This is a genomic window from Pseudomonas sp. OE 28.3, assembly GCF_014268205.2.
In the GTDB taxonomy this organism is placed as follows: Bacteria; Pseudomonadota; Gammaproteobacteria; order Pseudomonadales; family Pseudomonadaceae; genus Aquipseudomonas; species Aquipseudomonas edaphica.
Genome location: NZ_CP077082.1, coordinates 945897 through 969964, shown reverse-complemented (window position 1 = coordinate 969964; position 24068 = coordinate 945897). Strand labels below are relative to the sequence as shown.

The window sequence follows — 24068 nt, the reverse complement described above, 5'->3', positions numbered from 1 at the left end:
GTTATACGGCAATCGGCGCGCCGGTGGGAGGGGCTACCGACCTCTGACCGCTGAAGAATGCACTCAATATGCCAATTTCGTCGGCATTCAGCGTTCGATAATCGCCGTCACGCCCTGGCCGCCAGCGGCGCAGATCGAAATCAGCCCTCTGCCCTTGCCCGCCGCGTCGAGCAATTTGGCCAGGTTGGCGACGATGCGCCCGCCTGTGGCGGCAAACGGGTGGCCGGCCGCCAATGAGCTGCCTTTGACGTTGAGCCGGCTGCGATCAATGGCGCCCAGCGGCGCGTCGAGCCCCAGACGCGTCCTGCAATACTCCGGGTCTTCCCAGGCCTTGAGCGTGCACAAAACTTGGGCAGCAAAGGCTTCGTGAATCTCGTAGTAGTCAAAATCCTGGAGTGTCAGGCCATTTCTCGCCAGCAAGCGTGGCACTGCGTACACCGGTGCCATGAGCAGGCCTTCGGCGCCGTTGACGAAATCCACAGCCGCCGCTTCGCCATCGCGCAAGTAAGCAAGAATCGGCAAGCCACGTTCCTTGGCCCAGGCTTCACTGCCCAGCAGCACCAAGGAGGCGCCGTCGGTCAGTGGCGTGGAGTTACCGGCGGTGAGCGTGCCCTTTTCACTGCGCTCGAACGCCGGTTTAAGGTTGGCGAGTTTTTCCAGGGTCAGGTCGGGGCGCAGGTTATTGTCGCGGGTCAGGCCGAGAAACGGAGTAAGCAAATCGTTGTGCCAGCCTTCAGCGTAGGACGCGGCCATTTTCTGATGGCTTTCCAACGCCAGTTGATCCTGCTCGGCACGCGGTATCTGCCAGGTCTGCGCCATCAGCTCGCAATGCTGGCCCATGGACAGGCCGGTGCGCGGCTCGCCATTGCGTGGCAGCTCCGGCTTAAGGTGATGGGGACGAAGTTGTAACAGGACTTTTAATTTATCCGCCATGGACTTGCTGCGGTTGGCTTGCAACAAGATTTTGCGCAGGCCTTCATTCACACCAATCGGCGCATCGGACGTAGTGTCGACGCCGCCGGCAATCCCGCATTCGATCTGCCCCAGGGCAATCTTGTTGGCCACCAGCAACGCCGCTTCCAGCCCGGTGCCGCACGCCTGCTGAATGTCATAGGCCGGGGTTTGCGGCGACAGGCGCGAGCCCAGCACGCATTCGCGGGTGAGGTTGAAGTCGCGCGAATGCTTGAGCACCGCACCGGCCGCCACCTCGCCGATGCGCAGGCCGTGCAGGTTGTAGCGCTCGATCAGGCCTTCGAGGGCAGCGGTGAGCATCGCCTGGTTACTCGCCATGGCATATGGGCCATTGGAACGGGCGAAGGGGATGCGGTTACCGCCAATGATCGCTACACGGCGCAATTGAGTCATGGAAAGCTCCCTGAAGGTTATGGGGTGAATCTCTGAGCCTAGCCTAGGCTCAATCGAACGACTTTCACCTATTGATGGTCCACCGTTTGAACCCCAGCACTCGGAGAGCGTTCCATGTCTGACCGTTATATCGACTTCGCCAACTCAAGCCTCGGCCATCGCCTGGTCGCCGCCATTGGCCTGCCGTCACCGGTACGCCTGGAACGCTGGCAAGCTGGGCGCCTGCGCCCGGTGGAAGGTGCTCTGCTGCTGGGCGGTGGCGCGCTGGCCGCCAAGGTGCAGGTATTTGCGCACAAACTGACCGACGCGATTTACACCTACGGCGCCGAATCATCGACCTGGATCCCAGGCCACGGCCCCAAGCTCAAGGCCGTGGTGTTTGACGCCAGCGACTTGCAGCACACCGACCAGCTCAAGCAACTGCGCGAATTCTTTCAGCCTTTGCTGAAAAATCTCGATCACAGCGCACATCTGGTGATTCTGGGACGCGCGCCGGAAAGCCTCAGCGACCCGTTTGCCGCCAGCGCACAGCGTGCCCTGGAGGGTTTCAGCCGTTCACTGGCCAAGGAATTGCGCAGCGGCGGCGTGTTGCAACTGTTGTATGTGGGCGACGGCGCTGAAGATCAGCTGGAAGGCGCGCTGCGTTTCTTCCTGTCACCGAAAAGTGCGTATATCTCTGGCCAGGTCATTCGCCTGCAAGCCTGCGCCACCCCGGTTGAAGACTGGACGCGCCCGCTGACCGGGCGCAAGGCGCTGGTCACGGGTGCTGCGCGTGGTATCGGCGCCTCCATTGCCGAAACCCTGGCGCGCGACGGTGCCGAAGTGATCGTGCTGGATGTGCCCCAGGCCAAGGCCGACCTCGAAGCCCTCGCCGCTCGCTTGGGTGCGCGCACCGTGGTGCTGGATATCTGCGCCGAAGACGCGGCCACACAGTTGATCGAACACCTGCCCGACGGCATCGACATCGTGGTGCATAACGCCGGCATCACCCGCGATAAAACCCTGGCCAACATGACGCCGGAATATTGGGACGCCGTACTGGCGGTCAACCTCAACGCGCCCCAAGTGCTGACCAAAGCCCTGCTTGATAGCGGCACCCTGCACGACAACGGCCGCGTGGTGCTGCTGGCGTCGATCAGCGGGATTGCCGGTAATCGCGGGCAAACCAACTACGCCGCGAGCAAGGCCGGGCTGATTGGCCTGGCACAGGCGTGGGCGCCGCTGCTGGGCGAGCGTGGCATCAGCATCAACGCGGTCGCGCCGGGTTTTATCGAAACCCAGATGACCGCGCACATTCCCTTCGCCCTGCGTGAAGCCGGGCGGCGCATGAGTTCCTTGGGCCAGGGTGGTTTGCCGCAAGACGTGGCCGAAGCCGTCGCCTGGCTCGGGCAGCCGGGTTCCGGGGCCGTCAGCGGCCAGGCGCTGCGCGTATGTGGGCAAAGCCTGCTGGGAGCGTGACTATGCAGTGGCAGACATTGGACAGCACCCCGTTTCTGTTGCCGCTGTATTGGCGGGCGGCGCTCAAGCGCAAGATCAGCGGCAGCACCTTGCCGGATGAAGGGTTGCGCTGCCATGTGCGCGTGAACCCGGCCGACGTCGCGGCTTATCGCAAGGTCTGCGGGTTTGCCGACAGCCCGGTGCTGCCGGGCACTTACCCGCATATCCTGGCGTTCGGTTTGCAGATGCAATTACTCACCGACAAAAAATTCCCCTTTCCACTGCTGGGGCTGATTCACCTGAGCAATCGCATTCGTATCCACCGGCCATTGGGCGGCGTGAATAGCCTGCTGGTCGGTGTATACGCGCACAATCTGCAGCCCCACGCCAAAGGTGCGACCTTTGACATTGTGACCACGGTCGAGGATGCGCTGGGACTGTTGTGGGAAGCCGACAGCCGCATGCTGTGCCGAGGCGTGAAGCTGGACGGCGAGGCGCAAGTGGAGCCCTTGTCCGTCTTCGGCAATGTCAGCGAACTGGCGCGGTGGAAGGCGCCCGCTGATGTCGGCCGCCAATATGCGCGGGTATCCGGCGACTACAACCCGATCCACCTGAGCGCGCTGACGGCCAAGCTGTTCGGCTTTCCCCAGGCTATCGCTCATGGGCTGTGGAATACCGCCCGTACATTGGCCGCGCTACACGAGCACTTGCCTGCCGCCAATGTAGAAATAGACGTCGAGTTCAAAAAACCGGTACGCCTGCCCAGTGAAGTTGTTTTGCTCAGCAGCGCCGCAGGCTCGAGCGGAGAGTTACAGTTGAACGGCGCCGGCGATATTCAACATATGCTCGGCAAGTGGCAACCCATCGCCTGAAAAAAGCACATTAATTGTATATATACACCCTAAGTTATAGCGGACGCCTCGGCGTCCGTTTGTTTATTCAAGCCCATGATTTTTAAAATATAAATATCTTGATACATCCCTCGATTACACCCTTCGTATTAGTCATTAAGCCGACTGCAGCCCGGTGTATATAAATCGTTAATACCAAGTTGAGCGTTGCGCGAAAGAGTGCCCGGGTCTGTGATGACAACACGGACAAACGTATCGCTATCCCTAGAAATAGCGAGCGTTTGAAAACAACCCAGGTTGTACAGGTGCAAGGAAACTCAATCATGAAAACTCAAACTCAAGTAGTGCTTTGGAAAGCAAGTACCGCGCTGGCCCTGGTCATGGCGATGAGCCTCGGTGGCTGCAGCAGCGGTGGTGGCGGGCATCACAGCAGTGTGGCGGCATCTTCTCCTGATGCAGGTGCAGGTAGCGGCGCTGGTGGTGGTACTGGCGGTGGTACAGGTGGCGGAACCGGTGGTGGCACTGGCGGCGGTACAGATGGCGGTACCGGTGGTGGCACTGGCGGCGGCACAGGTGGCGGAACCGGCGGTGGCACTGGCGGCGGCACAGGTGGTGGAACCGGTGGCGGCACTGGTGGCGGAACCGGCGGTGGCACAGGTGGCGGCACCGGTGGTGGCACTGGCGGTGGCACTGGTGGTGGCACTGGCGGTGGCACTGGTGGCGGAACCGGCGGTGGCACAGGTGGCGGCACAGGCGGCGGCACTGGCGGTGGCACTGGTGGCGGAACCGGCGGTGGCACAGGTTCAACCACTACACCTCTGGTTACCGGCCAGATTGCCGGCACCCTGGGCGGCACTGTCGGTAACGTAGGCGCAGCGGTCGGTGACCTCGGTTCGACCTTGAACAATGTGCCTATCGTCGGCACAACAGCAGGCGGCCTGGTTACGGCGACCGGCACTGCAGTCACCAGCATCGGCACTGGCGTCACCAACGGTCTTGGTTCGCTGGGCACTAACAGCAACTCCCTGGGCATCACGGTCGCAGGTGTAGGTAATGGCGTTGCCGATCTGGGCACCGGCCTGTCGACCACTGGGAAATCGCTCTCGACCACCCTCGGCGGCGTACCCGTAGTGGGCGGTTTGACCGGTGGCGTCGGTGGAGCGGTAGGTGGTGTAGTGGACAAAGTCGGTCAAGCCGTCACCATGCTCGGCGATACCGTCAGCACTGCCAGCACCACTGGCCCATTGGGCTCGTTAACTAACACAGTGGGCGGCAAAGTACTGGTGCCTGTGGTGTCGCTGGTGGAAAACACTACCGGCAACCTCGGCAAGGCAACCGGCCTGGGCACCCCTGTGAATGGTCTGCTGGATAAAGTCGGCAGCACCGTCACCGGCCTGGGCACCCAAGTCGCCAGTGCTGGCGGCACCGGCAACCCTGTTACCACCATCGTCGGCAGCGCTCTGACGGGCGTAGGCGGCACACTCGATAAATCCGGCGGCTATGTCGCTCCAGCCAGTGGCGCAGCAGCGCCCGGCCTGCCTGAACTGGTCGGTGGCCTGGTGGCCAACGTGGGTAGCGGCCTGAACGCCGGCAACACCAACGGCACTGTGAGTGCAGCAGGTGTCACCGGTGGCGCATTGGGCAACACGGTCGCCTCGCTCGGCACCGTTCTCGGTGGCACGGGCGTCGCCAACACCGCCGCCACGGCGCCGGTGGCAGGCCTGGCCACTAAGGTGGGCGCGGCGCTTAACCCAGTAACGTCCGGTGTAACCAGCCTGACCCAAAACGTCGGCACCACTACCGGCCTCGGCGCTCCGGTCAACGGACTGGTGACACAAGTCGGCGGTGCAGTGAGCGGTATCGGCACTAACCTGACCGCAGCCAATGCCAACCCAGTCACCAACGCGGTAGGTACCACCGTCACCGCAGTCGGCAACACCGTAGGCTCGGTAGGTGGTTTGGTCACCGGTGGCACCAGTGGCAGTAGCGGCGGCTTGCTCGGCGGCCTCACCGGCGGCACCGGCGCCAGCACATCGGGCAGTGGCACTACAACCACGGGTACAAGCGGCGGTCTGGGCGGTTTGCTGAACGGCCTTACCGGCAAAAAATAAATTGCACCTGGCCGATTAGACGGCCTCCCCTACAGCGCCTACGCTTGGTTGAGACGAGAGACCCTTATAAGTCTCTCGTCTTTTTTATGGGCCGGTCTTATCTAAAAAACCTGGCCCTCCCGAACCGCGTCCCAGAACCCGGCGGGCCCGAAACGCTGCTGCAGTTTGACCATGGAGTGTCCTATGCGCGTGTTGACGCCGTTGTTATTGCTCACCCTCAGTGCTTACGTTCAGGCCGAGACCCTTCCCAGCTTCCTCAACAGCAACGACACCATCCGCAACTTGCCGGTGCCCAACCTGCCCGCCGACGCTTATCGGCCGACCACACCCCAGACCCAGTTGCCGCAAGCGCCTGCCACCCAGAACCAGCCGTTGCTGATGGACACCAAAGTCACCATCCGCAAGCTGCAGATCGAGGGCGGTACGATCTACCCGCTGGACGAAACAGCCAAGGCCTATGCGCCCCTGATTGGCCGTGAGACCAACCTCGCGCAACTGATCGAAGCCACCCGCACGATCACGCGTCGCTACCAGCAGGACGGCTACCTGTTGTCCTACGCGTTCCTGCCGCAACAGAGCTTCGAAAACGGCCTGGTGCGCGTGGTATTAGTGGAGGGTTACATCAAGGATTACGAGCAAAGCGGCGACATCGGCTCAGTCTCGGCCTACGTCGACAAGCTGGCTAACAAACTGCTGGCCGAGCGCCCGCTCACGCGCAAGACGTTCGAGCGCTATACCACGCTGATGGGGCGTATTCCCGGCGTGACCCTGCAGGCGCAAGTGCCGCCGCCGGGCACCACCGATGGCGCCACGCACATGAAGATCGAAGCCTCGCGCAAACCCTTTACCACCAGCATGAGCCTGGTCGATAACAACCGTAACGGCACCCAAGCGTTGCTCACCGCCACCAGCAATTCCCAGACGTCCATGGGCGAGCAGCTTTACGTCAGCGGCCTGTTCCCGCCGGGTGACGACAAAGAACATTACTACCGCGTGGGCTACAGCCAATTCATCAATGCCGAGGGCAGCCAGTTGATACTGGGCGCCGAGCGTTATCGCGCCGACCCCAAAAGCAATATCCAGCTGGACGGCGGCTTCGAGCTCAAGCCGCACCAGTCGATCGACCGCTACACCATTGGCCTCAGCCACCCGCTGATTGCCTCACCCAATGAGTCGCTGACCCTGGCCACACGCCTGTATGCGGTAGACCAGACCACGCGCTATCAACTCGTGGGCTACCCCAACCGTTTCGACATCGAAAGCGACCTGCGCGCCCTTGCGTTCGAGGGTGACTGGCGCAAGTCCGACACCCGCCAGTTGCGCATCCTCAGCGCCGGCCTGTACCAAGGCATCAACGGCCTGGGTGCCAGAGCCCACAGCGACCTGGGCACGGCTAAACCTGATCTGGACTTCTTCCGCCTGCGCCTTTCCGGTGTGCAGAGCGACAAGCTCTTCGACAACTGGCAAGGCGTGCTTTCGGGTGCGTTCTACTGGAGCGACGCCACCTTGCCCGACAGCGAGCGCGCCACCTTTGGCGGGCAGAACTTCGGCCGTGGCTACCCCGATGATCAAGCTTCGGGCGACAAGGGCTGGGGCGTGGCGTATGAGGTCAACTACAGCTTCAACCGCGCTGGCGACTGGGTGAAGATTCTGCAACCGTATGTGGTGCTTGACCGCGCCAAGACCTGGTTCAACGAACTGCCGGTCAAAGGCAACGACATGTCCTCGGCGGCCGTGGGCCTGCGCTTCGGCGACAACAAGTACTACAACATCGCCCTGGAAGCGGCCAAGCCGATGTCGGACATCGCCCTGGACAGCTTTAACCGGCGGCCGCGGTATACCTTGAGTTTCAGTTATCAGTTGTGAGGTTTGTGGGAGGCTGCGGGGCTGCGGAGTACATATCCGTTATTTGGGTGATGGCTGCTTATGGTTCCGCTCTTACAGCGGCTCACTTTTGGAAAGACCCAAAAGTAAGCAAAAGGTCTTCGCCCCAACACTCGGTGCCTCGCTTAGGCTCGGCATGCCCGCAATCCGACAGTGATTTGGGGGGCCGCCGCGATGGGCCATCCTTGGCCCAGCGCGGCTAAACCGGCATCCCTGCCGGTTTACCCCCCAAATCCCTGTCAGATTCCGGCCATCGTGTTTGACGGGGCGATTTCAGATCAAGATCACGATCAAAAGCGCAGATCAAAAGACCGCTGACTTCGCCAGCGAAAAGGATGTAAGAGCCGGAGCAACAGCAAATCCATACTCGGTCTAATGTGGGAGCTGGCTTGCCTGCGATGGCATCAACTCGGTGTGCCTGATGTACCGAGGTGTCTGCATCGCAGGCAAGCCAGCTCCCACAGAAAAGCAGCTCTTCAGTGTATGCAAATCCGCAGCCGACCTCATATTCAAAACTGCATGCGCTCCCACATTCAGACCGAGTTGTATCAAGTAGATAGGCTTTGGCTTTGCACTTGATCTGGCTTTTGCTTCAACCACTCAGGTCGGCTTTCAGGCCGCCGTGCTCTGCTTTTGATCTTGCTTTTGATCTGAGGCGCCCCGTTAACCACGATGGCCGAACGCAGGCTTGAATCCGTGGGTAACCCGGCAGGACGCCGGGTTAGCCGCGCTGGGCCAAGGATGGCCCATCGCGGCGGCCCACGGATTCAAGCCGGAGTGAGGGCACACCGAGCCTAAGCGAGGTGCCGAGTGGTGGGGCACAGACCTTTTGGTTACTTTTGGGGCGTTTGCCAAAAGTGACCCGCTGTAAGAGCGGAACCATAGGCCGCCGTTACCGCAGCAACGGATATGTACTCAACAACCCCCGCTACAACCGAGACTTGCGCAAAGGAAAAAGACTGTTAAGCGTATCAATCAAGCGCACCAGATAAATGGGCTTGCGAAACAAATCCAACACCTGCAACCGCAGCATGTCACTCACATCATCCATCTCCGCATGCCCAGACATCACAATCACCGGCAAATGCTGACGATCCGTGTGCTCACGCAAGCGCTTGATCAACGATATCCCACTCTCCTCTGGCATACGCAGGTCAGTGATAACCAGGGCAATGTCAGGATTCAGCGTCAGTTCCTGCAATGCGTAAGTCACAGAGCTGGCGGTAAAACAAACGAAGCCCTCGTTCTCCAGCGACTCCGCCAGTTCTACGAGGGCATCTTCTTCGTCGTCCACCAACAGGATTTGTTGACGGAAAGGTACAGCTGCAGCATTCATGGGCACTACCTGATGTCACCACTCAAAACCATCTGAAATCAACAGCAGGCCGTCCCAAACTCACAACGCGGTGATCGCCGCCTGAATTCTGGCAAAGAAGGCCGTAATCTGAGGCCCCAGCGTCGTCCCGGCTGCCAGTATCACCAATGCTACAATCGCCACGAGAATGAGGTACTCAATCGCGGTCGCGCCCTCTTTGCGATGAAAAAGTAGCTGAAGTTGAACATGGAGTTTAATCAACAGTTCGAGGATCATCGTACTACTCCTATGGGCGACCAGACGCCCTAGCTCGGTGCTGCACAGTAATTGCCATGTGCCACCTGAGCATTGTCAACAAACCCCACCCTCACAACTGTAAGAACTGATTAATCACAAAGTAGTGGTCGTTTTGCTGGCGCCTGAATCCCTTGTTTTCAAGGCTATCGAGGCGCGCCACGAAGAAATATTTCTGTCAGTAATGGCATTTTGTCCTAGCTGAACTACCTTCAAATAGCGAAATAGTTAGTTACTGTTCATAGCAGCCGAGTTGCGGAATTAGCCTGTTGGGATCGACAGGTTTTGGTGCAACAGGAAAAGGAGAGCCGTCATGAACACGCGTCTCAGCATGGTACTTGCCGGTGTGCTCTTGGTCGGTGCGCTGTTTGCCGGTTATTGGGGGTTGGTGCTCAGCCGCGAACCTGCCCCGGCGCCGCCACCGCCGCCCACCGCACCGGTAGAAAAAGCCGTCGCCGTGGTCGAGGACCAGACCCGCCAATCGGTGGTGGTACTGGCCCACGATGTACCGCCCTTTATTGCCCTGACCGCCGCAGACCTGAGCATCGAAAAACTGCGCACAGCGCCAGCGGGCAGTATGACCAGTGTTGACCAGGCCATCGGCCGCACACCATGGCGCGCCTTGCAGGCCGGCACCTGGCTCAACGATGAGAGCTTCAGCCCCGGTGGCCCACTGGCCCGCATGATCCGCCCCAACGAACGCGCCCTCGCGGTTGCCGTCGATGAAGTGATTGGCGCTGCCGGCCAACTGAGCCCAGGCGACTATGTGGACGTGTTGCTGTACCTGCGCCAGGACGTCGCCAACGTCGAACAATCCGCTCAAGTGGTGATCCCTGCCATGCGCCTGCTCAGTGTCGGCGATCAAATGGGCCTGACCAACGACGGCGTTCCCGCTTCACCACCAGCAATGACCGCCGAAGAAAAAGCCCAACGCCATGCGCCGTCGCGCACCGTGGTGCTGGCGGTGCCCGAACAACTGCTGAGCCAACTGATGCTGGCGACCCAGGCCGGCACCTTGCGCCTGGCGGTGCGCAGCGCCGATGAACGCTTGCTGAGCCACTACTGGGCCGGTGAGAGCGATGCACCGGGCAAGCTGCAAAGCGCTAACCGCGACCTCTACCAATTCACCCAACTGGCCTTCGTCCAGGCGCCCAAAAAAGTCGCCCAGGGTGGCCCCGCGCGCCGCACCGGTGTTGAGGTGATACGCGGTAATCAAGCAACCCAACAAACACCCGACTGAACAAGGATGCTGTGCATGAACCGACGTTTCGCACCGGTGTTCACGCTGAAAATCGCCTGTGCCCTGATGCTGTCGAACTTGTCTGTGGGGCTCGTTGCAGCCGCCCCGGGCAACTGCGGCAGCCTGGGCCAATTACCCGCAGCACTGTCGGTGGGCGAGGGCCTGCAACAGGAGCTGCAATCCCCTGTCGCCATCACACGCCTGGCCATTGGCGACCCGAAAATTGCCGACGTACACCTCAATGGCGATCGCGGTTTCCTGCTCACCGGCGTGGCCTCCGGCACCACCAGCCTGATGGTCTGGACCGCCTGTTCGAACACGCCGCGCCAGAGCATGGTGTTCGTCAAAGGCAAGGCTACCTCGGCATTGACCAGCCTGTCGCTGTCGCCGTCAGAAGACCCGACGCTGCCCAGCCAGGTACAGACCGATATCCGCTTCGTCGAAGTCAGCCGCTCCAAACTCAAGGAAGCCAGCACCAAGATCCTCGGCATCGGCAGCAACTTTTTCCTCGGCAGCCCCAAATTGCTCTCGCCTACCGTCGACACGTTCAAGCTGCCGGTGAGCACCACCAACTTTAATATCGGCTTTGGCGGCGGGCGGGTTTCTGCCCTGATCAATGCCCTGGAAAGCAGTGGTTTTGCCTACACCCTGGCGCGTCCAAGCCTGGTAGCCATGAGTGGGCAAAGTGCGACTTTCCTGGCCGGCGGCGAAGTACCGATCCCGGTGCCCAGCAGCGCCAGCAACAACATCTCGATCGAGTACAAAGAGTTCGGCATTCGCCTGACACTCACGCCAACGGTGATCGACCACAATCGCATCTCCCTCAAGGTGGCCCCCGAAGTCAGCGAGCTGGACTACACCAATGCCGTGGTCATTCAAAACATCCAGGTGCCGGCCCTGACCATCCGCCGCACCGACACCAGCGTGTCACTGGCCGACGGCGAAAGTTTTGTGATCAGCGGCCTGATCAGCAGCACCAACACCACCAATATCAGCAAGTTTCCAGGCCTGGGCGATATCCCGATTCTCGGTGCGTTCTTTCGTGATTCCTCGGTCAACCGCCAGGACAAAGAGCTGCTGATGATCGTCACCCCGCACCTGGTGCAGCCGCTGGCCGCCAACGCCCAACTGCCGTCCTTGCCCGGCGAGAAGCTGCGCAACTACGACCCGAACTGGTACCGCCTGTACTTCCTGGAAAATGGCAATTTCGACCGACTCAATGGGTTGTCTCAATGAGCGATAGCCTGAGCCAGACGTTTCTGGCAATCACCCGCAACAGCACCGACCTGGAATGGCTGCAGGGCGCGCTGGCACCGCTTGGCCAAGTGGTCAGCGCCGGCAGCGGCACCCTCGACGAGCTGCTCGCGCTGGTGGACGTGACCTTCGCCAACCTGGTGTTTATCGGCCTCGACCGCGAACACGTGGTGGCCCAAAGCGCGCTGATCGAAGGCGCGTTGGAGGCCAAGCCGATGCTCGCCATCGTCGCCCTCGGCGATGGCATGGACAACCAGCTTGTACTCAATGCCATGCGCGCCGGCGCCCGCGATTTTGTCGCCTATGGCTCACGCTCCAGCGAAGTCGCCGGGCTGGTACGTCGCCTGAGCAAACGCCTGCCGCCGGTGACCACCAACACCCAACTGGGTGGCCTGACCGTGCTCTACGGCACCCAGAGCAATGCCGACGGCGCATTGCTGACCAGCCACTTGGCGCTGGTGGTTCAAAAGAGCGGACAGCAAACCCTGTTGCTCGACCTGGGCCTGCCGCGCGGTGACAGCCTGGCGTTGCTGGGGCTGGAAAGCTCGTTCAATTTCGGCGATGCCTTGCGCCACCTCAGGCGCCTGGACAGCACCTTGATCAACAGCGCGTTTACCTGCGCCGAAGACGGCCTGCGCATCCTCGCCTACGCCCCCAACGACGAGCCCCTGGCACAGACCAGCGCGGCCGAGCTGTACATGCTGCTCAGTGCCTTGCGCCAACACTTCCAGCACATCGTGGTGAACCTCGCCGGCCAGCCCGACAGCGAAGCGCTGCGCACCTTTGTCAGCCATTGCGACAAGCTGTTGTGGTGTACCGACCAGAGTGTGCTGGACTGCCGTCGCAACCTCGGCGTGCTGAACCAGTGGCGCGAAAAAGGCATGAAGCTGGAACACGCCAAGCTGCTGGTCGACCGTTACATCAAAGGTTGCGCGCCCGACGCCGAAGCCCTGGGCAAAAGCTATGGGCTGGAGGTGATCGCGGTGCTGCCGCTGAGCCCGGAGGTGCGCCTGAATGCCAAGAACCAAGGGCAAACCCTGTTCGCCCTGGCCCCACGCGAAACCCTGACCCACAACCTCAAAGCTTTGGGCGAGCGCCTGGCAAAGCGCTCCGAAGGCATGAAGCAACCCTCGCACACCTGGTTTGAACGCCTGCTGAGGGCTGGCAAATGAACGGTGAAAAACTCTTCGGCGCCCCCGCTCGCGGCCTCGGTGGCAACACTGACCACGACGGGCTCAAGCTGGTGCTGCATCGCTACATCATCGATGCCATCGAGGAGTCAGGCAAAAACTTGCTGGAGGGTTCACGCCCGCTGTTGGCGCAGTTTGTCATCGACAAAGTGGCTGAATACATCAATCGCATGCACCTGGCGATTTCCCGTTATGAGATGGAGCGCCTGGCCGAAGAGATCGTCGATGAACTGACCGGTTTCGGCCCGCTGGAAGTGCTGCTGCGCGACCCGTCAGTGACCGAAATCCTGGTCAACGGCCCGCACCGGGTGTTTATCGAACGTGACGGTTTGCTGCATCAAAGCGACCTGCGCTTTATCGATTCGCACCACGTTGAACGCGTGATGCAACGCATCCTCGCACCGCTGGGTCGGCGCCTGGATGAATCGTCGCCGATGGTCGACGCACGCCTGCCGGATGGCAGCCGGGTCAATGCAATCATCCCGCCGATTGCCCTGGACGGGCCGTGCCTGTCGATTCGTAAGTTTCGCAAGGACATGCTCAAAAGCAGCGACCTGGTGGCGATGCAGACCATCGACCAGAACATCTTTGACTTCTTCCAGGAAGCCGTGGGCAAGCGCTGCAATATCCTGATCAGCGGCGGTACCGGCACCGGTAAAACTACGCTGCTGAATATTCTCAGCCAACTGATCAACCCCCATGAACGCCTGGTCACCATCGAAGACGTGGCCGAGCTGCAATTGGGCCACCCCCACGTGGTGCGCCTGGAAACCCGCCCGCCGAATGCCGAGGGCCACGGCGAGGTCAAGGCCAGCGACCTGATTCGCAACGCCCTGCGGATGCGCCCCGACCGCATCATCCTTGGTGAGATCCGTGGCGTGGAAGTGCTTGATGTACTCACCGCCATGAACACCGGCCACGACGGTTCCATGAGTACCGTGCACGCCAACAACGCTGCCGATGCATTGCTGCGCCTGGAAACCCTGGTGGGCTTGACCGGCCGTGTGGTGGCGGAGAAAACCCTGCGACAAATGATCTGCGCGGCGCTCGATGTGGTGATCCAGTTGACCCGTTTGCCGGACGGGCGTCGTTGCGTCAGCGAAGTGGTGGAGGTGGTGGGTATCCGCGAAGACGTGTACGTGACCAATACCCTGTTCCGCCATGACCGGCGCACTGGCTTCGGCTTCTTGCGCGAGGCGGTCAACCCTGCCGGCGATAAACTGCGCCGCGAACCGGCTTAGCCTTGAAGGGGACATGACCATGACCGGGGCCATCCTGCTACTCATCTGTTTGATCCTGATCGGCCTGTCGATCCGCTCCTTTCAGAACGGCCTGCGCCGTGCCCAGACCGAGCGGGTACTGAGCCGGCTCGCCGAGGGCCAGCCGCAGCTCACCGAAGAAGCCAACCAGTGGAGTGGCGTGGAACGGATGTTCCTGCGCGCAGGCCTGGGCAAACCCACGGACAGCCTGGGCCTGTGGCTGGCGATCTGGGCCCTGGGCGTGGCGTTGGGGCTGCTGGTGGCCGGCTGGCTCGGCCTGCTGGTGATGCTGGTGCTGCCGCCGGTGCTGCTGCGCCTGTACATCGCCTGGCGCTACCAGCGGCGCATCAAGCGCATGATCGAACAGCTGCCGCAATTGCTCGACCACACCGTGCGCAGCCTCAAGGCCGGGCGCACCCTGGCCGACTCGGTGCTGGGCGGTATCGAGATCACCGAAGACCCGCTGCAACAGGCCATGGGCCGTATCCAGCGCAATGTGCAGTTGGGCGTAAGCCTGCCGGAGTCGACCCACGACTTTGCCGAGTTCTACGAGCGTGATGAGTTTCGCCTGTTTGCGCTGGGCTTGAAGATCAACCATCGCTATGGCGGCAATGCCAGCGAACTGTTGGAAAACCTGATCAAGATGATCCGCGAGCGCGAGCAGGCCGCCCGCCAGTTGCGCGCCCTGACCGGCGAAACCCGCGTGACCGCCTACGTGCTCGGCGCCCTGCCCATCTCGATGATCGGCTACTTCCTGGTAGTGAACCCGGCATACCTGATGACCATGTGGAACGACGGCACCGGGCGTACGCTGTTGTTCGTGGCACTCGGCATGCAGCTGCTGGGCTGCTTCACCTTGTGGCGCATGCTGCGGAGCGTATGAGATGGCTATCCCACTGCTGATCAGCGCCGTATTGCTCCTGGCCGCCCTGGCGCTGGTGCTGGCCAACCTGCTCAAACACCGGCGCGGCCAGCGCCTGGTGGCCCAGCGCTTGCAGGGCCAGATGGGGCGTGAGCGCACGCTCAATACGTTGATGCGCCAATTGGGCAACAGCCCTATCGCGCAACGCTCGGTGAGCCTGGACAACGAGACCCAACTGTTGCTCAGCCGCGTCGGCTGGCGCCAGGCCAGCCAACGTTCCATGTTCGCCGCCCTGCAGGTCGGCACGCCGCTAGTGGCGCTGGGCGTGGTGCTGTTGGGCCAGGAGCTGCTGTTTCCTCACACGGCCTCGCCGTGGCTGGCGCCCGCAATCGGTATGGGCATCGGTTACCTGTTGCCCAAACGCATCCTGGCCTGGGCCGCCAAGGCGCGTCAGCAGCGCATTTCCCGTGAGGTCTCGACCTTCATTCCGCTGCTGCGCATCCTGTTCGAGTCAGGCATGGCGGTTGAACAAGCGCTGCGCGTGCTGAGCATTGAAGCGCAACGCCTGCTGCCGGACCTGACTTATGAACTGCGCCTGATCCTGACGCGTGTCGACTCCGGCCTGGAGCTGAGCGAAGAGCTGGGCAAGACCGCGCGAATGCTGGCCGTGGATGAATTCACCGACACCTGCACCATCCTCCAGCAACTGGTCCAGCAAGGCGGCGGTGCAATGAAATCGCTGCTGGCGCTCAAACAATTGCTCGACGACCGCCGCCTTACGCGCATTCAGGAATTCGTGTCGAAGATGTCGGCAAAGATGTCGGTAGTGATGATGGTGTTCCTGTTTCCCGCCCTGCTGATCGTGCTCGGGGGGCCGGCGTTCATCGGCATCTCCCGGGCCTTGAGTAACTTATGAGGACCGCCCGATGAAAGCCTTGATAGCCGGTTTGAGCCTGTTGCTGCTCGGGGGGTGTGCCACCAACGGCCAAACGCCGTGGGCGGCCCTGACAGCGGGCGGCAGTTGCCCCAAACCTGGGTCGGACCAGGAACTGGCGCTGAACCTGGCCGATGAAATGGCCGGCGACGGCAAGCTGCACGCCAGCCTGGCGAACCTGCAGAGCCTGCCGGCCAACCTGCCCCAGGTGCGCCTGCGCCAGGCCAAGGCGTATCGCCTGCTCGGGCGTAGCGAGGCACAGCCGCTTTATCAAAGCCTGATCGGCACCTGCATGGCGGCTGAAGGCGAACACGGCCTGGGCCAGTTGGCCTCGGCCAAGGGCGACAACGGCCAAGCCATGGCGCACTTGCAACGCGCGGCCCGGTTGGCGCCGACGGATGAAAAAATCCGCAATGACCTGGGCGTGGTGTACCTCAACCAACTGCGCCTGGAAGACGCACGCTTCGAGTTCATGACTGCCATGGAGCTCAAGCAGAGCGACCCGCTGGCGGCGATCAATCTGGTGACCCTGATGATCTATCAGGACAACTGGAAGCAGGCCGCGCAGGTGGCCAGCCAAATGAACCTGAGCCCGGAACAAGTTACCGACGCCCAGGCCCGCGCCGAGAAACTCAAAGGCGCCAGCGTTCCCGTCGCCAAGGTCAAAGACCAGGTGGCTACCATGAGTGATGCCGCAAGCACCCCGAGGAATTGATCATGAAAATGCTATATCTCACCAGCCTCGCCGTGCTGGCACTGCCCCTTAGTGTCATGGCCATTGAGCCCGGCCCGTCATCGCCGCAGCAGGCGGTGACCGAAAGCTGGCTGACCTTGCAGTCCAGCGGGAAAGCGGCCTCAAGCACCCAGCAAAAAGCCTCCGCCGCCGAGCGTGACCTGGCGGCGCAACGCTTGCTGGAAAGCTACAAGCACCCGATTCCGGAGTACTTCGATCAGAAGGCGGGCGGGACAGCCCAGGGCGGTAGTTGATAGCAGGACGCGGAGCGTCCTGGGCGGCATTCCCACGCAGAGCGTGGGAACGATCATTCAGACACAAGCGGGCTTTCTGTGGCGAGCAAGCTTGCTTGCGCTGGGGTGCGAAGCGCCCCCAAAAAAGCCGGAGACTGCTGCGCAGTCAACGGGAGCAAGCTCCCTCGCCACAGCAAGCCCGCTCCCACTCAGTGGGCGGTGACTCGCTGGCGCATCGCCGAGTTGTTAGGCGACAACGCCAGCGCCAACTGCGTGCGGTTATGCATGTGCGTCAGGCGCAGCACCTGGGACACATACAGCTTCACGGTGTTCTCGGTAATGCCCAGCTCACAGGCAATCTGATAATTGGTCTGCCCCTTGCCCACCAGCCGCGCAACATCCAGCTGACGTGGCGACAGTTGGTTGAAGATCGCCGGAATCTCCACCGGCCCGGCCTCCTCGGCCGACGCCTCGTCATTCTCATGCCCTGGCGGGCTGCGGCGTGCTTTGTCGAGGTCCTGGTACAGGTCGTTGATGGACTCGGAAAGAAATTGCAGCTTCTGGTTCAAGTGCCCCAGTTGCAGCTCTTTCTTGCGCTCCTCCAACGCCGCTTCCTGGCGCTGCAAGCCTTCGAGCAACTCATCGAGGTTGATTGGCTTCTGGTAGTAATCCGCGATCCCCGCGCGCAGCGCCTTGATCACATCCTGCTTGTCCGCACGGCCGGTCAACATGATCGCCTCAAAGGCGCGTTGCTTGCCCGCAACCTTCTGCAGGGCCTGGACCAACTCGATGCCGTCCATGTCCGGCATATGCAGATCGCACAGCACCAGGCCAATCTCGGCGTCTTCGGTAAAACGCTTCAAGGCCTGCTGGCTGGATTCACACGGGACGCAGCGGAAACCGCTGCTTTCAAGAAATTCACAGAGCTCCTCCACGATCAGCGGTTGATCGTCGACCACGAGCACTTTTACTGCAGAGGTAAGCTTGTTCACGCGCTACTCCATGCATTGCAAGCCAAAAGTTTGACTAATCCTTCACCACGAATATTCCCGTACATCTACGTATTAAACGTAGACGTACTTTCCGACTATGTACATAGCGTTAATACCCTCAGACGATTAATGGATCCAAAACCAGGTGGCGGCGAACCCCACCAGTAAAAACGGCGCAAACGGCAGTTTTCTTGACGGGTCCGGCGCCAGATAACCCAGATGCTTTTTAACCCCTTGACTCATAAGCGGCCAAAGCTTTGGCGCTGCCAATAGCCACAGCAAATTGGCGATCGCGGCCCCCACAAATGAACCCAGCAAATAGTCGGCATTGGAGGCCAGCGCCAAGGCCGAGAGCAGCTTTACATCCCCCGCTCCAAGGCGGCCAAGGGCGTAACCGGGCAAGGTCAGCAGCAGCGCCAGGAAAAACGCCCACAGCCCCTGCCCGACGGAGGCGCCGAGCCAGGTGTTGCCCGTCCACACGAGGTAGATCAACGCCAACAACGCCGCGCCCAGCGTCAGGCGATTGGCAAGCAAGCGCTGGCGAACGTCCTGCACGGCACACAGCCCCAACCACAACAGCACCACTGCACTATGGATCACGTAAAAAACATCCCTTTTCGCCGATTGATTCTATGCTGATATCAAGTAGTAGCCGTCAGGGTAGACGCGGTGATGAAAACAAGCCTCCCGGAAAAGCAAAAAGGCGCGGCAGCCATCGAGTTCATTGCCGTGTTTGTGATTTTTTTTGCCGTGTTCTACGGCACGGTCAGCTATAGCCTGCCGCTGCTGCTGTTGCAGTCGTTCAACCAGGCCACCGCCGAAGCCGTGCGCCAGAGCGTAGGGCTGGACCCGAATATGCAAGGCTACCCCGCCGCCGTACAGGCCACTGCCAAAACGGCGGTCGCCAACCGTTTGGGGTGGATTCCCAACGCCTACAAATTCGACGCTTCCACCCAAGTCACCACCACCTTCACCAGCGGGCTGTTGTCGGTGCAGATCAACTACCCGTCGGCCAACCTCCAGGCGGTGCTGCCCTTTATTGTCCTGCCGGGCATCGGCACCGTGCCGCAGTTACCGGCAACTCTGCAGGCCCAGTCGAGCCTGCAGTTTTGACTTCGGGGGACAGACTTTTCGGGCGCTTGCTCGGTCGCAATGGCGCGCTGGAAATCGACACGCCCGCGCCGCCGTCTGCCGGGTTGCATGTGCAACTGGATAGCCAAGGCCGCGTGCTCGACCTCAGCGGCACGTTGCGCCCACAGTTGCCGCCACTGGTTAACTCGCCGCGTTTGCAAGAACTGCTGAGTGCCCATAGCGCCGTAACGGTTGAAGGCGTGCCCGCCGACTGGCAGCGCCACAGCCTCGACCTGGATTTTCACGGGATCGCCGGGCAAACCCTGCACACCCGCGGCACGCTTGAACCCCACGACAATGGCTGGCTGCTGCATGCCGTAGACATTGGTGATTTGCTCGGCGGCCGGCAATTGGCCGAGCAGCGCGAACAGAACCACCAATTGAGCAGCCGCGTCAGTGAGCAACTGCGCGTGTGCAGCCTCAGCCGCCTGCCCGAGGTGTTCAACGAACAGTTAAGCAGCGTGGCGCAGCGCTGGCGTATCCCCTGCGTGGCCCTGGCGCTGCTCGATCAGGAAGACCAGGGTTGGAGGGTCTACAGCCAGTACGCCAACCATGATGCACCGTTGTTCTGGCACACTGGGCAACGCCTCGGAACCTGCCTGGACAGCCTCAACGGCACCACGCCGCTGAGCCTGAAAGCGCCTTATGGGCGCGGCGAGCACCCGCGTTTGCACAGTATTTTCGGCAATGCCGATGGGTTCCTTGTGCCCTATCGCGATGGCCAAGGCATCGCCGCATGGCTGCTGTGCGGCGCGTACAGTGGCCAACTGCACAGCAACGACCGCGACTGGCTGAACCTCGCCGCCGCCCTCGCCGCCCCACTGCTCAGCCGCCTGCGCGAACACCGTCACCATCAACAACTCGAGCGCCAGGAAGCGTTGCAAGGCCTGCTGGGCACGGGCTGGTTTGAGTTATTGCCCGCCAGCGGCGAGATCCAGCTCGCCCCCCAATTGATGCGCAACCTCGACCCGGAAGACGGCCCAACCCGGCAACCCCTCGAAGCGTGGCTGAACCACATTCACCCCGCCGACCGCCAGGAACTGCACAGCCGTCTACGCGACCTGCAAACCCTCGGCAAACCCTTGCTCGCCAGCGCGCGCCTCAACCGTGGCGACAGCGTCGCGCCGACCTGGTATCGCGTGCAGGGCCAGGTGCTGGGCGCCGGTGAACAGCGGCGCTGGGTCGGTTTTATGCTCGACATCAGCGACATCCAGAACCAGCAGCTGCAAGCCGATGCCGCCCGCGCCCGCCTGGATAACCTGATTGCCAGCTCACCGGCGGTGATCTATGTGCAGCGCTATGTGAATGGCGCGCTGCAGCCGGTGTTTTTCAGTCACAGTCTGCTGCCCTTGCTCGGTCGCACCCTGGCCGAATGCACCCATGACAGCCTGGTGCAATGGGTACACCCGGACGACCGCGACCTGTACTTCCAGCGCACCCGCCAATTGCTGCGTGAAGGCAGCGTGCGCAGCCGTTACCGCGTGCAAGACACACACGGGGATTACCACTGGCTGCTCGACGAAGCCAAGCTGCTGCGCGACGACTTGGGCGTGCCGGTAGAAGCGGTCGGCCTGTGGCTGGATGTGACCGAGGCAACCTTGGCCGCCCAGCAGGTCAAGGACAGTGAGGAGCGCTATCGCATCCTTGTGGAAGACTCCCCGGCAATGATCTGCCGCTACCGCCCGGACCTGACCCTGACCTTCGGCAACACGCCGCTGGCCAATTACCTGGAGTGCCTACCTGCGCAGTTGCGCGGGGTCAACCTGGGTGAATGGCTGTCGACCGAACAGCGCGAAGCGTTTGTGCAGCGCATACAGCAGTTGACGCCGGAGTTCCCGGTGAGCACAGCCGAAATCAGCCTGCAATTGCCCGGCCGCGAACATGCCTGGTGGGTGTGGTCGGACCGAGGCGTCTTTGATGAGCACGGCACCCTTGTGGAAGTGCAGGCCGTGGGCCGCGATAACACCGAAGTGCGGCGCTCCCAGCAGCAACTGACGCAAAGCGCGAAAATGGCCACCCTCGGTGAAATGGCCACGGGCCTGGCCCATGAGATCAACCAGCCGCTGAACGTGATGCGCATGGCCATCGTCAATGTGCTCAAGCGCCTGAGCAATGGCGACGTGCAGATCGACTACCTGACCGAAAAACTCCAGCGCATCGACGCCCAGGTACAGCGTGCGGCGCGGGTGGTCGACCATATGCGTGTGTTCGGCCGCCGCTCGGAGGTCGAGCAGCAACCTTTTGACCCGGCGCAGGCGTTGGAGGGCACCTTGTCGTTGCTCAGTGAAGGCCTGCGTGGCAAAGGTGTTGAAGTGCGCCTGACCCAGGCGGATATCCCGGTGCAGGTCAAAGGCTACGTCGACCAGCTTGAGCAAGTGCTGATCAACCTGATGGTCAACGCCCGCGATGCGCTGTTGAGCCAGCGCGAAAAGAACCCCGAGCTGCGCCCGTGGATTGCCCTGCACACCGAACACGACAGCCGCCACGTGCGCATCTGGGTCGAAGACAACGGCGGCGGCATCGACCCGCGCTTGCTGGAACGCATCTTCGAGCCGTTTTTTACCACCAAGCCGATTGGCGTGGGCACCGGGTTGGGCCTGTCGGTGAGTTACGGCATCGTCGAGAACATGGGCGGGCGCCTGAGCGTCAGCAACGGCGAACACGGCGCACGGTTCTGCGTGGAACTGCCCAGGGCCATCGACGTTTAAATCACCAGGTAAGCCTCGCCGGTCTGGCCACAGGTGAGGTTGGCGCCGACGTTCACATTCACCAGGCTGATGCCGAGCATACTCAGCAGGTTGTTAAGGATCGGGTTGAGCAGCGGGCCGAGCAAGCCATCCACCACCGGCGTGACAATCGCGCTGACGGCACTGAGCAGCGCTGTGACCGTAGGCGCCAGAATGCCCAACGGGCTTCCTCCGGACGGTTGGTAAGCCGTGATGCCCACGCCATTGAGCGTGGTTGAAAGGCTGCTCACCACATTGGTGGCGGGTGCCGCAGCCTGATAGGTCGGCGCAAGGCCCACGTTCGGCGGCGTGGCAAACGGCGTGGTACTGGAGAACACCAGGGTTTGATTGCTCTGCGCAATCGGACTGACCACCTTGATCGCGATGCCACCACCGGCAAACGGCACGCGCGGGTCACAGCTGCCGATGCCGAGTATCTTGTGGCAGGTCTTGGTACCAATATCGATCAGGGGTAACGGCGCTACCGTCATCGGCAAGGTGGTGGAAAACGCATTGGTAATACTGCCCACATTCAACGACGCCAGCGAGGTGGTGGTGTACGCCGTCAGGCTCTTGGTGCCCGCGTTGCCGGTGGGGCAGCTGTAGGCGGTGACGTAACTGCTCGCGGCCCCGGCATCCAGTACGATGTTAATCGGCAGGTTGCCGGGTAGCACCAGCAAATCCGCCTGCTGGCAACCAGCGCCCAGCAAGCACAAGGCCGAGTTGATCGTGCTCACCAGGTTCAGGTTCAGCAGGCTGCCGAGCACCGGCGTCAGTGGACCCAACAAGTCGTTTACCGCCGTGTTCAGCCCCGACAACGCACTTAATACCGGCAAGCTCACGGTCACTTCAGTGCGCACCTGGGCGGTACGTACGTAAATTTTATTTGGCCCTGTAGGGTTGGCCGCCGCCAGCACCGGGTTGCCGATCGCTGACAACTGTGGCGGTTCGATCACTTTGACCTGAGTGGTGATATTGGCCAACCCCAGCACACTCACGGGCAAGGTCGCCGCCGCCGCGCTTTTGCTGTTGGACAGTTGCACCACGCCCTGGATCAGTTGGAACACCTGCAAGTTGGCATTCAGCGCCGCAGCGGTGGTGCCGGTCTGCAATTGCAGAATCTGCCCGACGGTCAACGGTGCCTGGTTGATCGCGGCGACTTGCAAGCTGCCCAGGGCGGTGATCACGTCCGCCGTTGCGCCGTTGGCGGTCAGTACGGTGACCGCGGCCTGGATCAACTGCGCGGCGGTGACGTTGGTGTTGAGCAGCTGGGTGTAGTTACCGGCGGCCACGTTGAGGTTGACCGCCAGTTGGTTGAGGTAACTGAGCAGGTTGATATTGGTATTGAGCAAACCATTCCACCCGGCGACCGTCAGGTTGACGTTACCGCCGAGCAAGCCACTGAACAGCGGGTTCAACAGGCTCGCACTTGCGGTGTTGACGCTGGCCAGGGTGCTGTTGATGGTCAGTTGGGCCGAAGGTGGCGTGGGCACCGCCGCTACGGCGGTCGCGGTCAATACGGTATTGATGCTCACCGGATTGCCGGAGAACAACGCCCAAACCCCGGCGGCCACGCTGGTGGTCACGGTTTTGCTCACCACCACTTGAATCGCCGATGACACTGCAGGGTTGGCACTGAACATGCGTCGGCCCGACGCGCCGGTGGTCACGGTGCCGCATTGGGTCACCAGGGTATTGCCGCTGCCCACCACAAAATGATTGCGCGCCACACTCTGCCCGGCAAACGCTGCCGCGCTCAACCCGCTCAGGCACGTGCCGCTGCGGCTCACCGCTTCCAGCGCCGCCGTATCTGCCACGCCTTGCAGCTTGCGCTTCTCCAGGTACAGGCGGCCGCTGTCGATCATCAACAATGTAAAGGCCAGCGCCACCGCCAACACGCCGGCGGCCATCAGGCCGATTGCGCCACCTTGCCTGGAACCAAGTCGGGGAGACATCGAGCACTCCTGTGCCGGCGAGTTGCCGAGCGCTTACTCTCCTGGGATGCAATTGAGTGTAGACAAGGGCTGGAGGTGGTGAAGATCAAAAATGTGGGGCTTGCCCGCGATGGCCATCGATATCTATACAACCGGTTAGTGGCAAGTGGACTGTTGTGGCGAGCAGGCTTGTCCTGCGTTGGGTCGCGAAGCGGCCCCAGTATAGGCACTGCAGTTTTCCTGAAAGAACTCAGCGTCCGGGTTTGGGGCTGCTTCGCGGCCCAACGCAGGACAAGCCTGCTCGCCACAGGAGAAATTGGCTG

Annotated in this window: 20 protein-coding genes; 14 read left to right on the top strand and 6 right to left on the bottom strand. The window is 61.6% G+C overall.

The window, feature by feature from the left end; genetic code table 11:
- Positions 1–87: 87 nt before the first annotated feature.
- Positions 88–1365 (bottom strand): acetyl-CoA C-acetyltransferase, encoded by a 1278-nt coding sequence (locus HU759_RS04170; RefSeq protein ID WP_170040929.1) that lies wholly within the window; start codon positions 1363–1365, stop codon positions 88–90.
- A 114-nt stretch (positions 1366–1479) separates the two neighbouring features.
- Here HU759_RS04170 and HU759_RS04165 point away from each other — a divergent pair, with 114 nt between their 5' ends.
- From HU759_RS04165 to HU759_RS04145, 4 genes are all read left to right on the top strand, one after another.
- Entirely contained in the window at positions 1480–2823 is a 1344-nt protein-coding gene (locus tag HU759_RS04165; RefSeq protein ID WP_186618417.1) for a 3-oxoacyl-ACP reductase, read from the top strand.
- Positions 2824–2825: 2 nt separating this feature from the next.
- Positions 2826–3674 carry a MaoC/PaaZ C-terminal domain-containing protein gene (locus HU759_RS04160; RefSeq protein ID WP_186618416.1) on the top strand — a complete coding sequence of 283 codons (849 nt, stop codon included), beginning with the start codon at positions 2826–2828 and terminating at the stop codon, positions 3672–3674.
- A gap of 302 nt (positions 3675–3976) precedes the next feature.
- Complete coding sequence (locus HU759_RS04150; RefSeq protein ID WP_225933024.1) at positions 3977–5764, top strand: collagen-like triple helix repeat-containing protein; 1788 nt, start codon at positions 3977–3979, stop codon at positions 5762–5764.
- 183 nt (positions 5765–5947) lie between these two features.
- A complete protein-coding gene (locus HU759_RS04145) occupies positions 5948–7630 on the top strand; it encodes a ShlB/FhaC/HecB family hemolysin secretion/activation protein (RefSeq protein ID WP_170040927.1) in 1683 nt (560 codons plus the stop codon).
- Between the two features lie 946 nt (positions 7631–8576).
- Here HU759_RS04145 and HU759_RS04140 read toward each other — a convergent pair.
- Both HU759_RS04140 and HU759_RS04135 read right to left on the bottom strand, forming a co-directional pair.
- The gene (locus tag HU759_RS04140) at positions 8577–8984 is read right to left on the bottom strand and encodes a response regulator (RefSeq protein WP_017136715.1); all 408 of its coding nucleotides are present in this window, start codon (positions 8982–8984) and stop codon (positions 8577–8579) included.
- A 60-nt stretch (positions 8985–9044) separates the two neighbouring features.
- Positions 9045–9239, bottom strand: coding sequence for a Flp family type IVb pilin (locus HU759_RS04135; RefSeq protein WP_017136716.1), 195 nt, complete (start codon positions 9237–9239; stop codon positions 9045–9047).
- A gap of 331 nt (positions 9240–9570) precedes the next feature.
- On the opposite strand from HU759_RS04135, the gene cpaB reads away from it, so the two are divergent.
- The 8 genes from cpaB to HU759_RS04095 are packed head-to-tail and all read left to right on the top strand — an operon-like array spanning position 9571 to position 16983.
- Positions 9571–10497, top strand: coding sequence for a Flp pilus assembly protein CpaB (gene cpaB, locus HU759_RS04130; protein ID WP_099488030.1), 927 nt, complete (start codon positions 9571–9573; stop codon positions 10495–10497).
- A 15-nt stretch (positions 10498–10512) separates the two neighbouring features.
- Complete coding sequence (locus tag HU759_RS04125) at positions 10513–11733, top strand: type II and III secretion system protein family protein (RefSeq protein ID WP_099548151.1); 1221 nt, start codon at positions 10513–10515, stop codon at positions 11731–11733.
- Positions 11730–12923, top strand: coding sequence for a pilus assembly protein (locus HU759_RS04120; protein WP_099548150.1), 1194 nt, complete (start codon positions 11730–11732; stop codon positions 12921–12923). Before HU759_RS04125 ends, HU759_RS04120 begins: the two co-directional genes overlap by 4 nt.
- The gene (locus HU759_RS04115) at positions 12920–14182 is read left to right on the top strand and encodes a CpaF family protein (RefSeq protein WP_017136720.1); all 1263 of its coding nucleotides are present in this window, start codon (positions 12920–12922) and stop codon (positions 14180–14182) included. Before HU759_RS04120 ends, HU759_RS04115 begins: the two co-directional genes overlap by 4 nt.
- A 19-nt stretch (positions 14183–14201) precedes the next feature.
- The gene (locus HU759_RS04110; RefSeq protein WP_026013678.1) at positions 14202–15083 is read left to right on the top strand and encodes a type II secretion system F family protein; all 882 of its coding nucleotides are present in this window, start codon (positions 14202–14204) and stop codon (positions 15081–15083) included.
- A 1-nt stretch (position 15084) separates the two neighbouring features.
- On the top strand, positions 15085–15978 hold the full coding sequence (locus tag HU759_RS04105) for a type II secretion system F family protein (protein WP_186618032.1): 894 nt from the start codon (positions 15085–15087) through the stop codon (positions 15976–15978).
- Between the two features lie 10 nt (positions 15979–15988).
- Positions 15989–16711 carry a tetratricopeptide repeat protein gene (locus HU759_RS04100; RefSeq protein WP_017136723.1) on the top strand — a complete coding sequence of 241 codons (723 nt, stop codon included), beginning with the start codon at positions 15989–15991 and terminating at the stop codon, positions 16709–16711.
- 2 nt (positions 16712–16713) lie between these two features.
- The gene (locus tag HU759_RS04095; RefSeq protein WP_017136724.1) at positions 16714–16983 is read left to right on the top strand and encodes a DUF3613 domain-containing protein; all 270 of its coding nucleotides are present in this window, start codon (positions 16714–16716) and stop codon (positions 16981–16983) included.
- A gap of 188 nt (positions 16984–17171) precedes the next feature.
- Here the strand turns inward: HU759_RS04095 and HU759_RS04090 are convergent, their stop codons facing one another.
- Both HU759_RS04090 and HU759_RS04085 read right to left on the bottom strand, forming a co-directional pair.
- Complete coding sequence (locus tag HU759_RS04090; RefSeq protein WP_017136725.1) at positions 17172–17954, bottom strand: response regulator transcription factor; 783 nt, start codon at positions 17952–17954, stop codon at positions 17172–17174.
- Between the two features lie 126 nt (positions 17955–18080).
- On the bottom strand, positions 18081–18554 hold the full coding sequence (locus HU759_RS04085; RefSeq protein ID WP_017136726.1) for a prepilin peptidase: 474 nt from the start codon (positions 18552–18554) through the stop codon (positions 18081–18083).
- A gap of 72 nt (positions 18555–18626) precedes the next feature.
- On the opposite strand from HU759_RS04085, the gene HU759_RS04080 reads away from it, so the two are divergent.
- Positions 18627–19067 carry a TadE family protein gene (locus HU759_RS04080; protein WP_017136727.1) on the top strand — a complete coding sequence of 147 codons (441 nt, stop codon included), beginning with the start codon at positions 18627–18629 and terminating at the stop codon, positions 19065–19067.
- A complete protein-coding gene (locus HU759_RS04075; RefSeq protein ID WP_099548146.1) occupies positions 19064–21793 on the top strand; it encodes a PAS domain-containing sensor histidine kinase in 2730 nt (909 codons plus the stop codon). The genes HU759_RS04080 and HU759_RS04075 overlap by 4 nt, the downstream gene beginning before the upstream one ends.
- On the opposite strand, the gene HU759_RS04070 is transcribed toward HU759_RS04075, so the two are convergent.
- A complete protein-coding gene (locus HU759_RS04070; RefSeq protein ID WP_099548145.1) occupies positions 21790–23766 on the bottom strand; it encodes a pilus assembly protein TadG-related protein in 1977 nt (658 codons plus the stop codon). The genes HU759_RS04075 and HU759_RS04070 overlap by 4 nt on opposite strands.
- Positions 23767–24068: the final 302 nt, after the last annotated feature.